This is a genomic window from Streptomyces sp. NPDC025273, from assembly GCF_040638585.1.
Classification (GTDB): Bacteria; Actinomycetota; Actinomycetes; order Streptomycetales; family Streptomycetaceae; genus Streptomyces; species Streptomyces cinereorectus.
Window position 1 is genome coordinate 197,103 of record NZ_JBEZYP010000013.1, and the last position, 15,001, is coordinate 212,103.

Here is a 15,001-nt window from a genome sequence, read left to right on the forward strand (position 1 = left end):
GCGCTCCATGCCCGCCGGGTGCCACGGTGCCCGGTCACGCGTCCTCCTCGGCCGCCGCCGTCACCTGCCCCTTGGCGCGTCGGCCCAGAACGGCGGCGGCGGCCATGGCACTGCCGGTGAAGGCGAGGGCGAGCGTCCACGGCCGGTCGAGGACGTGGTGCGTCGCGTGGTCCAGGGAGTAGCGTCCGGCACCGGTCAGGCCGATCGCGGCGGCGGTGAAGCCGAGGAACGCCGGGTACTCGTAGCCCCCGCCCATCGCGAAGAAGCCCGCTGGCGCGTGGACGGCGACCGCACCGGCCATCGTGCCGGCCGCGGCGGCTCCGGCCGCCGGGGTGGCGAGGCCGAGGGCCAGCAGCACCCCGCCGCCGGCCTCGCCGAGGCCGGCGGCGACGGCGCTGTACTTCGGCGGGTGGAAGCCCATGGCCTCCATCCCCCGGGTGGTGCCCTCGATGCCTCCGCCGCCGAACCAGCCGGCCAGCTTCTGACTGCCGTGGGCGGCCAGCACGGCTCCCGTGCCGACCCTGAGTACCAGAAGTCCGAGGTCACGCCGGTTGGTGCAGGTCATGGGAGTCTCCCGTCGACGCGGAACGCACGGAGGTGCGAAACCGTACGGATCCACTGTCGTCGGGCCCGGACGGCAGCGTGCGGCGGAGCTGGGCCGTTCGGGAGCCGCCCGTGCGGCACCGTGTCCTGGGAGCCACCGAGTGCGACGTACGTCATTGTGCAACTAGTTGCATAACGGTGTGCGCCTCGTCTACAACTGGCACGACGACACTGTGCGAGGAGACCCGGATGAGCCCCTACCCCCACCTGCTGAGCCCGCTCGACCTCGGATTCACCACCCTTCCCAACCGGGTCCTCATGGGATCGATGCACATCGGCCTGGAGGAGACCGAGCGCGGCTTCGAGCGGATGGCCGCCTTCTACGCTGCCCGCGCACGCGGCGGGGTGGGACTCATGGTGACCGGCGGGATCGCGCCCAGTGAGCGTGCCGGCTCCTTCATCGGCGGCGCCAAGATGACGACGGAGGCGGAGGCGGAGCAGCACAGGGAGGTCACCGCCGCCGTCCATGCCGCGGGCGGCCGGATCGCGATGCAGATCCTGCACTTCGGGCGTTACGCGCACCACCCGGACCTGGTCGCGCCGAGCGCGCTCAAGGCTCCGATCAGCGCGTTCACACCGCACGCGCTCACCGACGACGAGGTCGAGGAGACCATCGAGGACTTCGTGCGGGCGGCCACGCTGGCGCAGCGCGCGGGCTACGACGGTGTCGAGATCATGGGCTCCGAGGGCTATCTGATCAACGAGTTCATCGTCGCCGCGACCAACCACCGTGACGACCGCTGGGGCGGCAGCTACGAGAACCGCATCCGCTTCCCGGTCGAGATCGTGCGCCGGGTCCGTGAGCGGGTCGGCAGCGACTTCATCCTGATCTACCGGCTCTCCATGCTGGACCTGGTGCCCGGCGGCTCCACGCTGGAGGAGGTCGTCCAGCTCGCCCGCGAGATCGAGGCGGCCGGGGCCACCATCATCAACACCGGGATCGGCTGGCACGAGGCCCGCATCCCCACCATCGCGACCTCGGTGCCGCGCGGCGCCTTCACCTGGGTGACCGAGAAGGTGCGCGGCGCCGTCTCCGTACCGCTGGTGACCAGCAACCGCATCAACACCCCGGAGCTGGCCGAGGAGGTCCTCGCCTCGGGCCGTGCGGACATGGTGTCGATGGCGCGGCCGTTCCTCGCAGACCCGGACTTCGTCGCCAAGGCGGCCGAGGGGCGTGCCGACGCCATCAACACCTGCATCGGCTGCAACCAGGCCTGTCTCGACCACATATTCAGCCTGCAGATCACCTCATGCCTGGTGAATCCGCGCGCCTGCCACGAGACCGAGCTGGTGCTCTCGCCGACCCGTACCCGTAAGCGCGTCGCCGTGGTGGGTGCCGGTCCTGCCGGTCTGGCCTGTGCGGTCACGGCTGCCGAGCGCGGGCACTCGGTGACACTGTTCGACGCGGCCGACGAGATCGGCGGCCAGCTCGACGTGGCGCGCCGGGTCCCCGGCAAGGAGGAGTTCAACGAGACGCTGCGCTACTTCCGCACGCGGCTGGCCGAGGAGGGCGTCGAGCTCCGGCTCTCCACCCGCGCCACCTCCGAGGTGCTGGACGGCTTCGAGGAGATCGTCCTGGCGACCGGGGTCGAGCCCCGCTCCCCCGCGATCCCCGGCGTCGAGCACCCCAGCGTGGTCAGCTACCTGGACGTCCTGCGCGACGGTGCCCCGGTCGGCGACCGGGTCGCGATCGTCGGGGCGGGCGGCATCGGCTTCGACGTCGCCGAGTTCCTGACCGACGGCGGCGACGCGGCGAGTCTGGACCCCGAGGTGTTCTTCCGGCAGTGGGGCGTGGACACCGACTACGCGGAGCGGGGCGGGCTGTGCGCCCCGGAGCGGCCGAAGACGCCCCGCACGGTGCATCTGATCCAGCGCAAGGCGAGCAAGGTCGGAGCCGGGCTCGGCAAGACCACCGGCTGGATCCACCGCACCGAGCTGCGCCACCGCGGCGTGACCATGATCGCGGGCGCGTCCTACGACCTGATAGACGACGCGGGCCTGCACCTCACCGTCGACGGCGAGCAGCACCTGCTGCCGGTCGACACCGTCGTCCTGTGCGCGGGCCAGGAACCGCGTCGTGAGCTGTACGAGGAGCTGCGCGCGGCGGGCCGCCCGGTGCACCTGATCGGCGGTGCCGATGTGGCCGCCGAACTGGACGCCAAGCGCGCGATCCGCCAGGGCACGGAGCTCGCGGCCGGGCTGTGACCTCGGGCCCGTCCCTAGGATGCACCCCATGTCACTCCCGCACGCGATCCTCACCGCCCTGCTCGAGAAGCCGTCGTCGGGGCTGGAGCTGACCCGCAGGTTCGACCGGTCGATCGGCTACTTCTGGCCGTCCACGCACCAGCAGATCTATCGCGAGCTGGGGAAGCTCGAACGGGCCGGTCACATCCGGGTGCTGCCCGCCGCGCAGCCGGCCCGCGGGCAGAAGAAGGAGTACGAGGTGCTGCCCGCAGGCAGCGAGGAGCTGGCGGCCTGGGTGGCGCTCGCCGAGGACCCGCGGCCCGTCCGTGACCCGCTGCTGCTGCGGATGCGGGCGGCGGCGGTGGTCGGGGCTCCCGGCCTGACCGGGGAGCTGCACCGGCACCTCGCGCTGCACCGGCGGCAGCTGGAGGAGTATCGGGAGATCGAGAAGCGGGACTTCCCGCCGGAGCGGACCGCGCAGGAGGACCGGCTGCGGCATCTGGTGCTGCGCGGGGGCATCGACCTGGAGACGTTCTGGACGGGCTGGCTGACCAGGGCGATCGACGATCTGGAAGGGACCGGGGCGGACAAGGGCCTCTGGCGCGCTTCGTCCGGATCACGCGCGGCACGATCCGGACGGTGACCTCGGGCCGCTCGTCCGGATCAGGCCGGACCCCGCGAGCCCGGCATGCTCCGGACGAGAGGTTCTACCCGGGTCCGCAGACGGGATCCGTGTCCCGCTCGGGCCGGGGCGCTCGCCGGCGCAGGTCTCGCGGGCTGCCGATGACGACCCGTGACGGCTCACTCGCGACACCGGCGACGCTCGCCGCGGGGGCCGCCCGGGGATCGTCCGTTCCTGCGCGCGGCTGAGCAGGATGACACCCCGTACGGCGGCCGCCGCCCCGAGGAGTGCCGGGACCAGCCCGGCCGTGCCGCTCCGGAGGCCTTCGCCGAGCAGGGCCAGACCGATCGCGGCGGCGGCGACCGGGTTGGCGAGGGTGACCACGGCGAGCGGGGCGCCGAGGCCGCCGCGGTACGCGGTCTGGGAGAGCAGGAGGCCGCCCAGGGCGAAGGCGGACACGAGCAGCGCCACGGTCATCAGCCGCCAGCTCAGCAGCGGCCCGTCGTGATCGGTGGCGGCGACCGTGAGGGTCTGGGTCAGCGCGGAGGCCACCCCGGAGGTGATGCCGGACGCCGCCGCGTGCCGGAGTCCGGGGCGTGCGCCGGGGCGGCCGAGTACGGCCACGAGCGCCATGGTCACGCCGCCGGCCCCGAGCGCCTCGGCCTGGGTGAGCGTGTCGTGCGGCGCGGTCCCGCCCGCAGCGCTCAGCAGCGCTCCGAGACCGAGCAGGGTGAGGATCGTGCCGCGCCATTCGGCGCGGCTGACACGGCGCCCCGCGGCGCGGGCGCCGAGCGGGACGGCCAGGACCAGGGTGAGCGCGCCGAGCGGCTGGACCAGGGTGAGCGGTCCGTACTTCAGCGCGGCGACGTGCAGCAGCGCCCCGCCGGCGTTCAGCCCGACCGCCGACCACCAGGCACCGCTGCCCAGCAGCCGCAGCAGTCCGGTGGACGGTGCGGTGCGCCCGGCCAGCCGGGACTGGGCCACCGCGGCGGCCGCGTAGGCACCGGCGGAGACGAAGGACAGCGCGACGGCTGCCAGGGTGGCGTTCATCGCGGGGCTCCGGACCGTGCGTACGCCGGGGCCGCGTGGACCGGGGCGGGCACCGGAGCGGACGGCCACGGCAGGTGCGCGCGCACCGGCGCGGGGCCGGGTGGCCGCAGCGCGGCAAAGGCGACGGCAAGCAGCGCGGTGACCACGATCGCGTCGAGCCAGTAGTGGTTGGCCGTGCCGACGATGACGAGCAGCGTGACGAGCGGGTGCAGCAGCCACAGCGGGCGCCACCGGGAACGGGTGGCGACGATGAGCCCGACCGCCACCGCCAGGGCCCAGCCGAAGTGCAGTGAGGGCATGGCAGCGAATTGGTTCGCCATCGAGTCGGTGGCGGGCGCGTCCCCGTACACCGTCGGGCCGTACACCTGGCCGGTGTCGACGAGGCCTGCGGGGGGCAGCATCCGCGGCGGTGCGAGCGGGAAGAGCAGATGCAGGGCGAGCGCGGCACCGGTGAGCGCGGCGAGGATCCGCCGGGACCGGACGTAGTGGTGCGGGCGGCGCAGGTACAGCCAGACCAGGAACAGCAGGGTGGCCGGGAAGTGCACGGTCGCGTAGTAGGTGTTCGCCGCCTGGACGAGCGTCCGGCTCTGCAGCAGCACGCTCTGCACCGCCCCCTCGCCGGGGAGGTGCAGGATCCGCTCGAGGTCCCAGACGTGTCCGGCGTTGCGGAAGGCTTCCTCCACGTGGCCGTTCGCGGCCTGCCGGCCGAGTTTGTAGACGAGGAAGAGTCCGGCGACGAGAAGGAGCTCACGGACGAGGGGAGGCCGGGCAGGGACTGCCGACTGCCGGTCCACAGGCTCACCGCGGGTGCGTATCACCCCCGTGCCTCCTGTCTGCCGAAGCGCTGTCGTGCCGGCATGGCGGAGCCCGTGCCGTATCGATACGCCAGTGTACCGATACGCGAACGTATCGGTACACGCGCGTATCGGTACACTGGCGTACCGAGGGTCCTCGTCGCAGATTCGCAGAGAGGGAAGCAGATGCCGTCGCCCGATTCCGCACAGGAGTCAGCACGCGCTTCACGTCGGTCGAAGATCACACCGGAGCGGGCACAGGAGCTGTACACGGCCGTGCTGGACCTGCTCAGGGAGAGCGGCTACGAGTCGCTGACCATGGAGGGCGTCGCCTCGCGCACCCGGTGCGGGAAATCGACCCTCTACCGCCAGTGGGGCTCCAAGCCGGAGCTGGTCGTCGCCGCGCTGCACGGCACCCGCAGGACCCTGCTCTCGCACATCGACACCGGCAGTCTGAGCGGCGACCTGCACAGCGCCGCACAGGCCATCGACGAGGCGTCCAGCGGTGACACCACCCTCATGCACGCCCTCAGCCATGCCGCGCTCCAGAGCCCCGAGCTGCTGTGCGCCCTGCGCGAGACACTGATCGCACCGTCGATCGCCGCGATCGACGCGATGGTCGAGCGCGCGGTCGAGCGCGGGGAGATCGCGGCGGACAACCCCGCGACGGCGTACGTCTCGGCCCAACTGCTGGGCATCATGCGAGCCCGGCCCCTGCTGGAAGGGCGGTACGCGGACGACGCGTTCCTCTCCGGCTTCATCGAGAGCTCCGTGCTCCCGGCACTCGGGCTGCCGCCGACCCCACCGGGGTCCTGATGAACGTGGGCCGTCGCCCCAGCGGTTGACGGCGGCCCGCCGCGCCGGACCGTGGGGACGGGGACGGCGCACACCCGGCCGGCCGGCGGTTTCCACGCGAACCACCGGCCGGCCGCACGTCGTCCAGGACCCTCCCTTTTCGTCCTCTTGACGATATCCAGGGAATTCTTTATCGTCGTGATGACGAGAAAGAGGGGGTCCTGACATGGCCGACATCACCAGGCGCTTCGGCTGGCGGCACCTGCGTTCCGCGCCCACCGCCCACATCCGCCACCACAAGCGCGGACGGCTCACCCACGACGGCCCGGGACTCAGCTTCTGGTACCGGTCACTGTCCGCCGCGCTCTCCGAGGTGCCGGTGAACGACCGCGAGCTGGCGATGGCGTTCCACGCCCGTACGGGCGACTTCCAGGACGTCACCGTCCAGGCGACCGTCACGTACCGGATCAGCGACCCCGCCGAGGCCGCGGCCCGGCTCGACTTCTCCGTGGATCCGGACACGGGGGTCTGGCGGAGTGCGCCGCTGGAGCAGATCGCCACCCTGCTCACCGAGACCGCGCAGCAGCACGCCCTGGACGTCCTGGCCCGCACCCCGCTCGCCACCGCCCTCGTGGACGGTGTCGCCTCGGTGCGCGAACGGGTCGCCGGCGGCCTCGCGGCCGAACCCCGGCTGCCCGCGACCGGAATCGACGTGGTGGCCGTCCGCGTCGTCGCCATCCGTCCGGAGGCCGAGGTGGAGCGCGCCCTACGCACACCGGCCAGGGAGCAGATCCAGCAGGAGGCCGACAGGGCCACGTACGAACGCCGGGCCGTCGCCGTCGAGCGCGAGCGCACCATCGCCGAGAACGAGCTCGCCAGCCAGATCGAACTGGCCCGCCGCGAGGAGCAGTTGGTGGACCAGCGCGGCACCAACGCCCGCCGGGAGGCCGAGGAGAAGTCCGCGGCCGACGGGGTGCGTACGGAGGCCGAGGCAGCGCGTAAGGTGCGGCTCGCCCGCGCCGAGGCGGAGGCCGCGCGTGACATCGGCGCCGCCCGCGCGGAGGCCCAGGCCGCCTGGCTCGGGGCGCACGCCGAGGTGAATCCGGCGACGCTGCACGCCCTGGCTGCGACCCGGCTGGCGGAGAATCTGCCCCGCATCGACAGCCTCACCCTCTCCCCCGACGTGCTCACCGGCCTGCTCGCCCGGCTCGGCGGATCCGGTCCTGAGGCGCGGGCGTGAGCCTGGCCCCGCGTGCGGTCCTCGTGCACCGCACCACCGAGTACGAGGAGTTGCTCGCCCGGCACGGGACACACGGTCAGGCGGCGTTCTTCCTCTCCACCCGTGGCCGGTCCATCGACGAGGTGGCCGCCCGGCACCACCGTACGCGGCAGGCCCTCATCGACGTGGCCGCCGCGGTGCCCCTGCAGTGGCGCCGGTCCCGGGTGGAGCGCGCGGACCTCGACCGCTTCCTCTTCGGTCCCGAGGACGTGGTGATCGTGGTCGGACAGGACGGTCTGGTCGCCAACGCGGCCAAGTACCTGTCCGGCCAGCCGGTGGTGGGCATCGACACCGATCCCGGCCGCAACCCGGGGGTCCTCGTACGCCATCGCGCGCCCGACGCGGCGGCGCTGTGCCGGGCCGCCGTCGCGCCCGGGGACCGGGTGGACGCGCTCACCATGGTCGAGGCCGTCGCCGACGACACCCAGCGGCTGCTCGCCCTGAACGAGATCTTCTCCGGCCCGCCCGGCCACCAGACCGCGCGCTACCGCATCGGCCCGGACGGCTCCCCGACCGCCGGCGAGTCCCAGGCGTCCTCGGGCGTGCTGGTCGGCACCGGTACGGGTGCGACGGGCTGGCTGCGCTCCCTCTGGGCAGAACGCGGCAGCGGGCTGCGGCTGCCGGGCCCGTCCGATCAGCGCCTGCTGTGGTTCGTGCGCGAGGCATGGCCGTCGCCCGCGACCGGTACGTCACTGGTCGCGGGCGAACTGGGGCGGGGCGAGGGACTGACGCTCACGGTCGAGTCGGACCGGATCGTGGTGTTCGGCGACGGGATGGAGGCGGACGCGCTGGAGCTGACCTGGGGTCAGACGGTCCGGTTCGGCGTCTCGGCCACGACGCTGAACCTGGTGGTGTGAACGCCACCCGCGTCGGCCGCCTGCCACACCCGGCTCCCGGCCTCACCCCCGCTCACCACCGGAGTCGTCCTTGACGGCAACCTCTGTGGTCCTAGGATCGGGCCATGACCAGGACCGACCGCGCCGGCCGGGTGATCGCCGCGCCGCCTGCGACTGTCTACGGCGCTCTCCTCGACCGGGAGGCGCTCGAGACCTGGCTGCCTCCGGAAGGCATGCGCGGGCGGATCGAGCGGTGGGATCCCCGGCCCGGTGGCGGGTTCCGGATGGTCCTCACCTACCTCGACCCCACCGACAGCCCGGGCAAGACCTCGGAGGTGACCGATGTCGTGGACGTCGGGTTCGTCGACCTGGTGCCACCGGAGCGCGTGGTGCAGCGGGCCGTGTTCGAGGCCGACGACCCGTCGTACGCGGGCACCATGACGATGACCTGGCACCTCGCCGCCGCCGGTGGCGGAACCGAGGTCACCGTCGCCGCGACGGACGTGCCACCGGGCATCTCCCAGGCGGACCACGAGGCCGGGATCGCCTCCTCGCTGGCCAATCTGGCGTCGTACGTCGAAGCGCTCGGCCGCATCGAGCCCGCTGCACCCCGAGCCGGGCCCGAGGCGGGTCCGGGAGGCCGGGATCGGCGAGGCCTCCGGGACCGATGAGTTCTCGGGCGGCACGATGTCTCCGGGGCAGTACGGACACGTCCCTGCCCGAGAGAGAGTGGTGCGCGATGAGACTGGTTCTGCAGGAATTCCTGTCGCTGGACGGCGTCTGCCAGGGCCCGGGGTCCCCGGACGAGGACACCGGTGACGGATTCACCCGGGGCGGCTGGTTCGTGCCGCACCTGGACGAGGAGTTCGAACAGCAGGCCGGTACCTGGCTCGCCGCGGCGGACGCGTTCCTGTTCGGCCGCCGTACCTACCTGAACTTCGCACGCGACTGGCCGAGGATGACCGAGCACCCGTTCGCCGGCACCCTGAACGGCCTGCCGAAGTACGTCGCCTCCCACAGCCTGACCGAGGCCGGGTGGGAGCCGACCACGATCCTGTCCGGCGACATCCCCGCCCAGGTCGCCGCGCTGAAGCGGCAGCCCGGCCGCGAGGTGCAGATCCACGGCAGCGCCCGGCTGGCCCGGTCCCTGCTCGCTGCCGGGCTGATCGACGAACTGCGCCTCGTGATCGCCCCGGTGGTCGTCGGCGCGGGCCGGCGCCTGTTCCCGGACGACGGTGCCCCGGCAGGCCTGCGGCTCCTGAGCAACGGGACGACATCAGGCGGACTGGCGATCCACGTCTACGAATCGACAGGACTTCCGGAGTACGGGACGTACGGGCCGCACGCGTAGGCACTCCGCGCCGGTGCGTACGCCCTGCGGCAGACCCGTGCGGAGATCACCGAGAATAGGGGTGCGGTACCCCACCGGCACCGCACCCCACCGACACGCACCGGGAGCAGAGGCATGGCAGCCGACTCCGTGAACATCCCCACACGCAACACTCTGCCGCCGAAGGCGCAGGCGGGCTTCGGGGTGGGGGTCGTCGTGCAGGACCGCGGTGGCAGGATCCTGCTCGGCAGGCACCGCGACGGGACCTGGGAGCTGCCCGGCGGCAAGGTCGATCCGACGCACGAGTCGGTGGCCGCGGCCGCGGCGCGTGAGCTGCGCGAGGAGACCGGGCTGACCGTGGCCGAGGAGGCGGTGACGGTCTTCGCGATGGTGCACGACGTGGTGGCCGGCATCCACCGGATCAGCATGGCGGCGCTGGTGACCGTGGATTCGGCCACGGCCGAAGTGACCGAGCCTCATCTCATCAGCGCCTGGCACTGGACCGAACCCGACGCGCTGCCCAGCGCCTTGTTCGATCCGTCGGCCCAGATCCTCGCCGCATGGCGTCCGGACCTCGGCATCACGCACCCGCCGGCCCATCATCTGCCGATCGCCCCGTCGGCCTAGGGCCTGTTGCGAAAGTGGCGCGGTCGCCCGAAGGGCGGCCACGCGGCAGGCGCCGCTTCGTATCAGGTTCCGGAGGACCGCTGTCCCTGGGAGCCGTGGGCTGCGAGCGGAAGACTGCGCAGCGACAGTGCGCTCGGCGCTGGCAGCGCTCCGTGGGCCGCCTCGGCGCGGAACGACTGGAGCAAGTACGCCACCAGACGCCGGGACGCGGCACGGTCATCCGGCAATGCGGTGACCAGACCGCAGTGGGACAACAGGGCCACGGCAAAGTCGGAGGGGTGGAAGTCGGCCCGCAGCACGCCCGCCGCCTGAGCCCTGCGGACCAGGGTCATGAAGTCCCGCTCGGCCTGTTCCCGTACCCGCGCGTGTTCTCGCGTGCTGTCCGGAAAGGCCGCGACGAACGCGGCCGGGAAGCCCCGTTCCTCCCGTTGTAGTTCGCAGACCGTCTCGACCAGTCGCTGGAAGCCCTGCCACGGATCGGGGTCGGCCAGCGCCTCGGTGAGCGCCCGAGCGCAGGTGTCCATCTGGTGCGCGAACGCGGCCCGCACCAGTGCGTCCCGCGTCGGGAAACGCCGGTACAGCGTCGCCACGCCGACCCCCGCCCGCCGGGCCACGGTCGCCATGGGCGCGTCGATGCCGTGCTCGGCGAAGACCACGCGGGCAGCCGAAAGGATGCGCCGCCGGTTGCGCCGGGCGTCCGCCCGCAGACTGTCCTGCCCCGCGATCCGAGAGGATTCCCCCACCGCTGTCTCTCACCTCCGGTCAAATGGACGATCTCGTCCGCTTGCCAGCCTACGCTCGGCGCCACGATCCCCCGCACGGCCACTGGTGGCGAAGGTGAGAACGCAACGATGGACGACCGCACGATGAAAGCCGTACTGTTCGACCGCTTCGGCGGCCCCGAGGTGCTGTATGTGGGCCGGGTGCCACGTCCCGGACCGGCACCCGGCGAGGTCCTCGTGCGCGTGCGCGCGTTCAGCGTGAACGGCGGCGAACTGGCGGCCCGTTCCGGTCGGGCCCGCCTCGTCACCGGCCGGAAGTTCCCGCAGCGCATCGGGCTGGACTTCACTGGCGAGATCGCCGCACTCGGCACCGGCGCGACCGGCGTAGCGGTCGGCGACCAGGTGTGGGGCGTCCTGGGCCGCAGCTCCGGATTCGGCAGCGCCGCCGAGTACGTGACGGTACGGCCCGAGCGGCTCGGCCGGGTCCCGGACGGACTGGACCTCGTAGCCGCTGCCGCGCTGCCGGTGGCCACCACGGCCGTCACGGCCCTCCGCGACAAGGCCGCACTGCGCCCCGGCGAACGGCTGCTTGTACGGGGCGCGGCGGGCGGCGTCGGCAACGCCGCCGTCCAGCTGGGACAGGCGTACGGTGCCGAGGTCACGGCCCTGGCCCGCGCTGCCAACCTCGACTTCGTCCGTACGCTCGGTGCCCACCACGCCGTCGACCACCGGACCGTGTCCCCTGCGGAACTGGGGCTGTTCGACGTGGTCCTCGACACGGCGGGCACCGACCTGCGTACCGTACGGCGGATGCTGAAGCCGGGCGGACGCATGGTCACCATCGCCTTCGACCTGACGCGGCCGGCCGCCTCGCTGGGCTACATCGCGGCCAGCGCCGTCCACGGACGCGGCCGGGTGCGCTTCTTCAGCGGCAACCCCGAACGTGCGCTCTTCGACGACCTCGCCCGCCAGGTGACAGAGGGGAAGCTGCGGCCGGCGGTGGACACGGTCTTCCCGCTGGAAGAGACAGCGGCCGCACACCGGGCGCTGGAGGCGGGCGGTGTGCGGGGGAAGTACGTGGTCAGGGTCGACTAGGGTTTGTTGGGAAGGTGCTGGTCACAGCCACTCGTTGAGGACTGCGACCAACACGGTCGCCTCGTAGCGGACGGCGAGCTTGTCGTATCTCGTGGCCACGGCCCGGTGGCGCTTGAGGCGGTTGATCCCGCACTCGACGACATGCCGCTCGCGGTAGTCGGTTTTGTCGAACTTCGGCGGCCGACCGCCTCGGGCACCGAGTTTCTGGCGGTTGCGGACGCGGTCGGCGGGGACCGGGATGGTCGCCTTGATCCCGCGTCTGCGCAGGTAGGCCCGGTTGCGGCGGGAGTCGTACGCTTTGTCGGCCCGCACCCGGTCCGGCCGCCTGCGGGGCCTGCCCGGCCCCGGCCGTCCCCCGGCCTGCGGACGGCTCCGACGCGGAGGCCGATTCCGCTACGGGTGCGGGGCGGCCGGAGCGGATGGACGCATTCGAACCGCGCGTCTCCGCCTCGTAGGCTACGCGGCCGTCGCCCGTGGCGTCCCTGTAGGAGTTGTCGGGGTACGCCTTGTGGACGCGGGTCCGGTGCTGCCCCTCGCCCCAGGCCCAGCTCGGCTCGATGTACACGGGATACGCGGTTCCAGCGCCGGTCGGTAGAGCCTGGTCCGGGGTGATGGTCAGGGTGTCGCCGCTGACCGCGGTGTCCATCTGTGCGTCTTCGGCGCCGGCTCCCGTCCGACGGAGTGATCCCGATACTTGACACCTCGGCAAACATTCGTCCCCATTTGCTCCTAATATGGTAGATGTTGCCGCCTCAGTGCGTCTCCCGGAACGGAGATTCGTACGCCACCAGAGGAGGCATCAGTGAAAGCGGTCGTCTTCAAGGAACCCTTCAGCGTGGCCGTGGAGGAGGTCGAGGATCCCCGGATCGAAGCCCCCACCGATGTGGTCATCAAGGTCACGACGTCAGCCATCTGCGGCTCCGACCTGCATATGTACGAGGGGCGCACAGGCGCGGAGTCCGGCATCGTGTTCGGGCACGAGAACATGGGGATCGTCCAGGAGGCCGGCTCCGGAGTCACCCGCGTGCGCAAGGGCGACCGGGTCGTCCTGCCGTTCAACGTCGCCTGCGGCTTCTGCAGGAACTGCCTGGCCGGATACACCGGCTTCTGTCTGACCGTCAACGAGGGCTTCGCCGGCGGCGCGTACGGCTATGTGTCGATGGGCCCCTACCGCGGGGGCCAGGCGGAGTATCTGCGAGTGCCGTTCGCCGACTTCAACTGCCTGCAGCTGCCCCAGGGCGATGAGCACGAGGATGACTTCGCACTGCTGGCCGACATCTTCCCCACCGGCTACCACGCCACCGAACTGGCCCAGGTCTCGCCGGGCGAGTCGGTGTGCGTCTTCGGCGCCGGACCGGTCGGGCTCATGGCCGCCTACTCCTCGATCATCCGCGGCGCCTCCAAGGTCTTCGTCGTCGACAAGCAACCGGACCGACTGCGGCTGGCCGAGAACATCGGCGCGATCCCCATCGACTTCGGCCAGGGCGACGCCGTCGAACAGATCAAGGACCGTACCGGCGGCGAGGGTACGGACAAGGGCATCGACGCCGTCGGCTACCAGGCGACCGCGGCCGAGGGGGAGGAACAACCGGCGCTGGTGCTCAACAGCCTGGTCGAGGCAGTGCGCCCGACCGGGACGCTCGGAGTGGTCGGACTGTACGTACCCTCGGACCCGGGCGGTCCCACCGAGTCCGCGCAGAAGGGCGAACTGCTTTTCAAAATCGGCAAGTTCTTCGAAAAGGGCCTGCGCATGGGCACGGGCCAGGCCAACGTCAAGGCCTACAACCGGCAACTGCGGGACTTGATCATCGCCGGCCGGGCCACCCCCAGCTTCCTGGTCTCCCAGCGGCTCCCACTCGCCGAGGCTCCGGACGCCTACCAGCGCTTCGACCGCCGGGAGGACGGCTGGACCAAGGTCCTGCTCAAGCCCTGACAGCGGCGCGGCCAACGTTCTCGCGTCACACTGGCCATGCCGTCCTTGCGGCGTGTCCGTTCCGAGGACGGCGCCCGCCGGTCGGGCGGGTGGGACACGACAGTGAGCCTCTTCAGCGACGTCACCTGATCGTGGCCCTATGGGCGCCTCAGCGGTTCGCAGCGGAAATTCCGTGACCTGCGAAGACGGGTCGTGGCACAGTCGCCCGCATGTCCAACGACATCGCCTACCCCGTCTTCCGCACTTCCGACCTCGGCCTAGCTCTCAGCACCGCGCGCCGTCTGATGGAGTTCGGCCGCCGCGAGGACTCTCGGGTCACCGTGTATGCCGAGCTCTGCTCAGTTGCCGAGGTGCAGCGGGTGGCGAGGCAGCTGCCCCAGGGGCAGTACGCGGGGGATTTTGATTATCGAGAGGTCGACGGAGTGCCACGGGCGCAGTGGCCCCCGCTGGTGGCTGGCCTCGCAGGGCTTGATCTGCCGACCGATCCGACGGTGTACGAAGGACGGCTGCCCGTGACGTGCGAGCTCGACCACCTGCCGATTGGAAGAATTGAGGACGTCTTCGCAGCGGCGATCGGTCCGAGCAGGGGCTGGATCAACTGGGAGTGGCTGTGCTGGCCGGATGCATCTGAGCTGGATTTCCCTGGTGAGCGCAAGCATGCCGAGGTGTCGCTCCTGTTCAATACACGCACCCGCGAGCTCGACGAGCCTGCCGACGATCACACCGTCCTGCTTCACGTTCGTAGCGTCTGCATTGAGAGGCTGTTGTCTTTCCGTACTTGATCGCTGACTTTCTGCTGGTCATGCATGGTGTGGCGGGTTCTGTGGCAGACAGGACTCGTCGTGTCGTCTTGGTCGTGGAGGTTCGGGGATGCCGTCGGTGGTGGGGTTGCTGGAGGAGCGGGAACGGGGTGCCCGGCAGCGGGTTGAGGTGTTGCGTGAGGAAGCGGACCGGGTTCTTGCCGAGTTGCGCGACGCGGAGTTGTTCTGGGAACGGTTCGTGACTGCGCGGGAGGTTCTGGTCGAGGTTCTCGCTGGTCCGGGCGGTGGTGCTGATGTCGAGGAGACGGCCGTGCCGGTCGCGGAGAACACTGCCCCGACGCCGACGCCGACGCCGACGCCGACGCCGACG

15 protein-coding genes and 2 pseudogenes are annotated in these 15,001 nt (G+C 71.6%); 12 read left to right on the top strand and 5 right to left on the bottom strand.

What is annotated here, in order from left to right; translation table 11 throughout:
- Nucleotides 1-34: 34 nt before the first annotated feature.
- Nucleotides 35-565 (bottom strand): DoxX family membrane protein, encoded by a 531-nt coding sequence (locus AB0F38_RS22085; RefSeq protein WP_361895929.1) that lies wholly within the window; start codon nt 563-565, stop codon nt 35-37.
- A 227-nt stretch (nt 566-792) separates the two neighbouring features.
- On the opposite strand from AB0F38_RS22085, the gene AB0F38_RS22090 reads away from it, so the two are divergent.
- Nucleotides 793-2,808, top strand: a complete 2,016-nt coding sequence (locus AB0F38_RS22090; RefSeq protein WP_361895932.1) for an NADPH-dependent 2,4-dienoyl-CoA reductase — start codon at nt 793-795, stop codon at nt 2,806-2,808.
- A gap of 28 nt (nt 2,809-2,836) precedes the next feature.
- Nucleotides 2,837-3,430 (top strand): PadR family transcriptional regulator, encoded by a 594-nt coding sequence (locus AB0F38_RS22095; RefSeq protein WP_361895934.1) that lies wholly within the window; start codon nt 2,837-2,839, stop codon nt 3,428-3,430.
- On the opposite strand, the gene AB0F38_RS22100 is transcribed toward AB0F38_RS22095, so the two are convergent.
- Nucleotides 3,404-4,459, bottom strand: coding sequence for a hypothetical protein (locus AB0F38_RS22100; protein WP_361895937.1), 1,056 nt, complete (start codon nt 4,457-4,459; stop codon nt 3,404-3,406). The genes AB0F38_RS22095 and AB0F38_RS22100 overlap by 27 nt on opposite strands.
- Nucleotides 4,456-5,277, bottom strand: coding sequence for a phosphatase PAP2 family protein (locus AB0F38_RS22105; RefSeq protein ID WP_361895940.1), 822 nt, complete (start codon nt 5,275-5,277; stop codon nt 4,456-4,458). The genes AB0F38_RS22100 and AB0F38_RS22105 overlap by 4 nt, the downstream gene beginning before the upstream one ends.
- A gap of 162 nt (nt 5,278-5,439) precedes the next feature.
- On the opposite strand from AB0F38_RS22105, the gene AB0F38_RS22110 reads away from it, so the two are divergent.
- The 6 genes from AB0F38_RS22110 (at nt 5,440) to AB0F38_RS22135 (ending at nt 10,120) form a co-directional block, all read left to right on the top strand.
- Entirely contained in the window at nt 5,440-6,069 is a 630-nt protein-coding gene (locus tag AB0F38_RS22110; protein ID WP_361895943.1) for a TetR/AcrR family transcriptional regulator, read from the top strand.
- Nucleotides 6,070-6,274: 205 nt separating this feature from the next.
- Nucleotides 6,275-7,288, top strand: a complete 1,014-nt coding sequence (locus AB0F38_RS22115; RefSeq protein WP_361895946.1) for an SPFH domain-containing protein — start codon at nt 6,275-6,277, stop codon at nt 7,286-7,288.
- Nucleotides 7,285-8,184 carry a hypothetical protein gene (locus AB0F38_RS22120; protein WP_361895949.1) on the top strand — a complete coding sequence of 300 codons (900 nt, stop codon included), beginning with the start codon at nt 7,285-7,287 and terminating at the stop codon, nt 8,182-8,184. The genes AB0F38_RS22115 and AB0F38_RS22120 overlap by 4 nt, the downstream gene beginning before the upstream one ends.
- Nucleotides 8,185-8,288: 104 nt before the next feature.
- Complete coding sequence (locus AB0F38_RS22125) at nt 8,289-8,834, top strand: SRPBCC family protein (RefSeq protein WP_361895952.1); 546 nt, start codon at nt 8,289-8,291, stop codon at nt 8,832-8,834.
- Nucleotides 8,835-8,902: 68 nt separating this feature from the next.
- Nucleotides 8,903-9,514: a dihydrofolate reductase family protein gene (locus AB0F38_RS22130; RefSeq protein WP_361895955.1), complete on the top strand. Its 612-nt coding sequence runs from the start codon at nt 8,903-8,905 to the stop codon at nt 9,512-9,514.
- A gap of 114 nt (nt 9,515-9,628) precedes the next feature.
- Complete coding sequence (locus AB0F38_RS22135; protein ID WP_361895958.1) at nt 9,629-10,120, top strand: NUDIX hydrolase; 492 nt, start codon at nt 9,629-9,631, stop codon at nt 10,118-10,120.
- 62 nt (nt 10,121-10,182) lie between these two features.
- Here the strand turns inward: AB0F38_RS22135 and AB0F38_RS22140 are convergent, their stop codons facing one another.
- Nucleotides 10,183-10,863, bottom strand: coding sequence for a helix-turn-helix domain-containing protein (locus AB0F38_RS22140; RefSeq protein WP_361895961.1), 681 nt, complete (start codon nt 10,861-10,863; stop codon nt 10,183-10,185).
- A 108-nt stretch (nt 10,864-10,971) separates the two neighbouring features.
- Between AB0F38_RS22140 and AB0F38_RS22145 the strand changes: the two genes are divergently transcribed.
- Nucleotides 10,972-11,937: an NAD(P)-dependent alcohol dehydrogenase gene (locus tag AB0F38_RS22145; RefSeq protein ID WP_361895964.1), complete on the top strand. Its 966-nt coding sequence runs from the start codon at nt 10,972-10,974 to the stop codon at nt 11,935-11,937.
- Nucleotides 11,938-11,958: 21 nt separating this feature from the next.
- Here AB0F38_RS22145 and AB0F38_RS22150 read toward each other — a convergent pair.
- Nucleotides 11,959-12,276, bottom strand: a pseudogene (locus AB0F38_RS22150) (transposase); the annotation flags it as partial.
- Between the two features lie 463 nt (nt 12,277-12,739).
- On the opposite strand from AB0F38_RS22150, the gene AB0F38_RS22155 reads away from it, so the two are divergent.
- The 3 genes and pseudogenes from AB0F38_RS22155 to AB0F38_RS22165 all read left to right on the top strand — a co-directional run.
- Complete coding sequence (locus AB0F38_RS22155) at nt 12,740-13,870, top strand: glutathione-independent formaldehyde dehydrogenase (RefSeq protein WP_361895967.1); 1,131 nt, start codon at nt 12,740-12,742, stop codon at nt 13,868-13,870.
- A 209-nt stretch (nt 13,871-14,079) separates the two neighbouring features.
- Nucleotides 14,080-14,652 carry a hypothetical protein gene (locus tag AB0F38_RS22160; RefSeq protein ID WP_361895970.1) on the top strand — a complete coding sequence of 191 codons (573 nt, stop codon included), beginning with the start codon at nt 14,080-14,082 and terminating at the stop codon, nt 14,650-14,652.
- 88 nt (nt 14,653-14,740) lie between these two features.
- Nucleotides 14,741-15,001, top strand: a pseudogene (locus AB0F38_RS22165) (hypothetical protein); the annotation flags it as partial.

Bases quoted from the DNA above. Each gene is read 5' to 3' on its own strand.
- AB0F38_RS22145 (WP_361895964.1), top strand. From the start codon at position 10,972: ATGGACGACCGCACGATGAAAGCCGTACTGTTCGACCGCTTCGGCGGC.
- AB0F38_RS22085 (WP_361895929.1), bottom strand. From the start codon at position 565: ATGACCTGCACCAACCGGCGTGACCTCGGACTTCTGGTACTCAGGGTC.
- AB0F38_RS22115 (WP_361895946.1), top strand. From the start codon at position 6,275: ATGGCCGACATCACCAGGCGCTTCGGCTGGCGGCACCTGCGTTCCGCG.
- AB0F38_RS22110 (WP_361895943.1), top strand. From the start codon at position 5,440: ATGCCGTCGCCCGATTCCGCACAGGAGTCAGCACGCGCTTCACGTCGG.
- AB0F38_RS22135 (WP_361895958.1), top strand. From the start codon at position 9,629: ATGGCAGCCGACTCCGTGAACATCCCCACACGCAACACTCTGCCGCCG.
- AB0F38_RS22130 (WP_361895955.1), top strand. From the start codon at position 8,903: ATGAGACTGGTTCTGCAGGAATTCCTGTCGCTGGACGGCGTCTGCCAG.
- AB0F38_RS22090 (WP_361895932.1), top strand. From the start codon at position 793: ATGAGCCCCTACCCCCACCTGCTGAGCCCGCTCGACCTCGGATTCACC.
- AB0F38_RS22125 (WP_361895952.1), top strand. From the start codon at position 8,289: ATGACCAGGACCGACCGCGCCGGCCGGGTGATCGCCGCGCCGCCTGCG.
- AB0F38_RS22095 (WP_361895934.1), top strand. From the start codon at position 2,837: ATGTCACTCCCGCACGCGATCCTCACCGCCCTGCTCGAGAAGCCGTCG.
- AB0F38_RS22100 (WP_361895937.1), bottom strand. From the start codon at position 4,459: ATGAACGCCACCCTGGCAGCCGTCGCGCTGTCCTTCGTCTCCGCCGGT.
- AB0F38_RS22160 (WP_361895970.1), top strand. From the start codon at position 14,080: ATGTCCAACGACATCGCCTACCCCGTCTTCCGCACTTCCGACCTCGGC.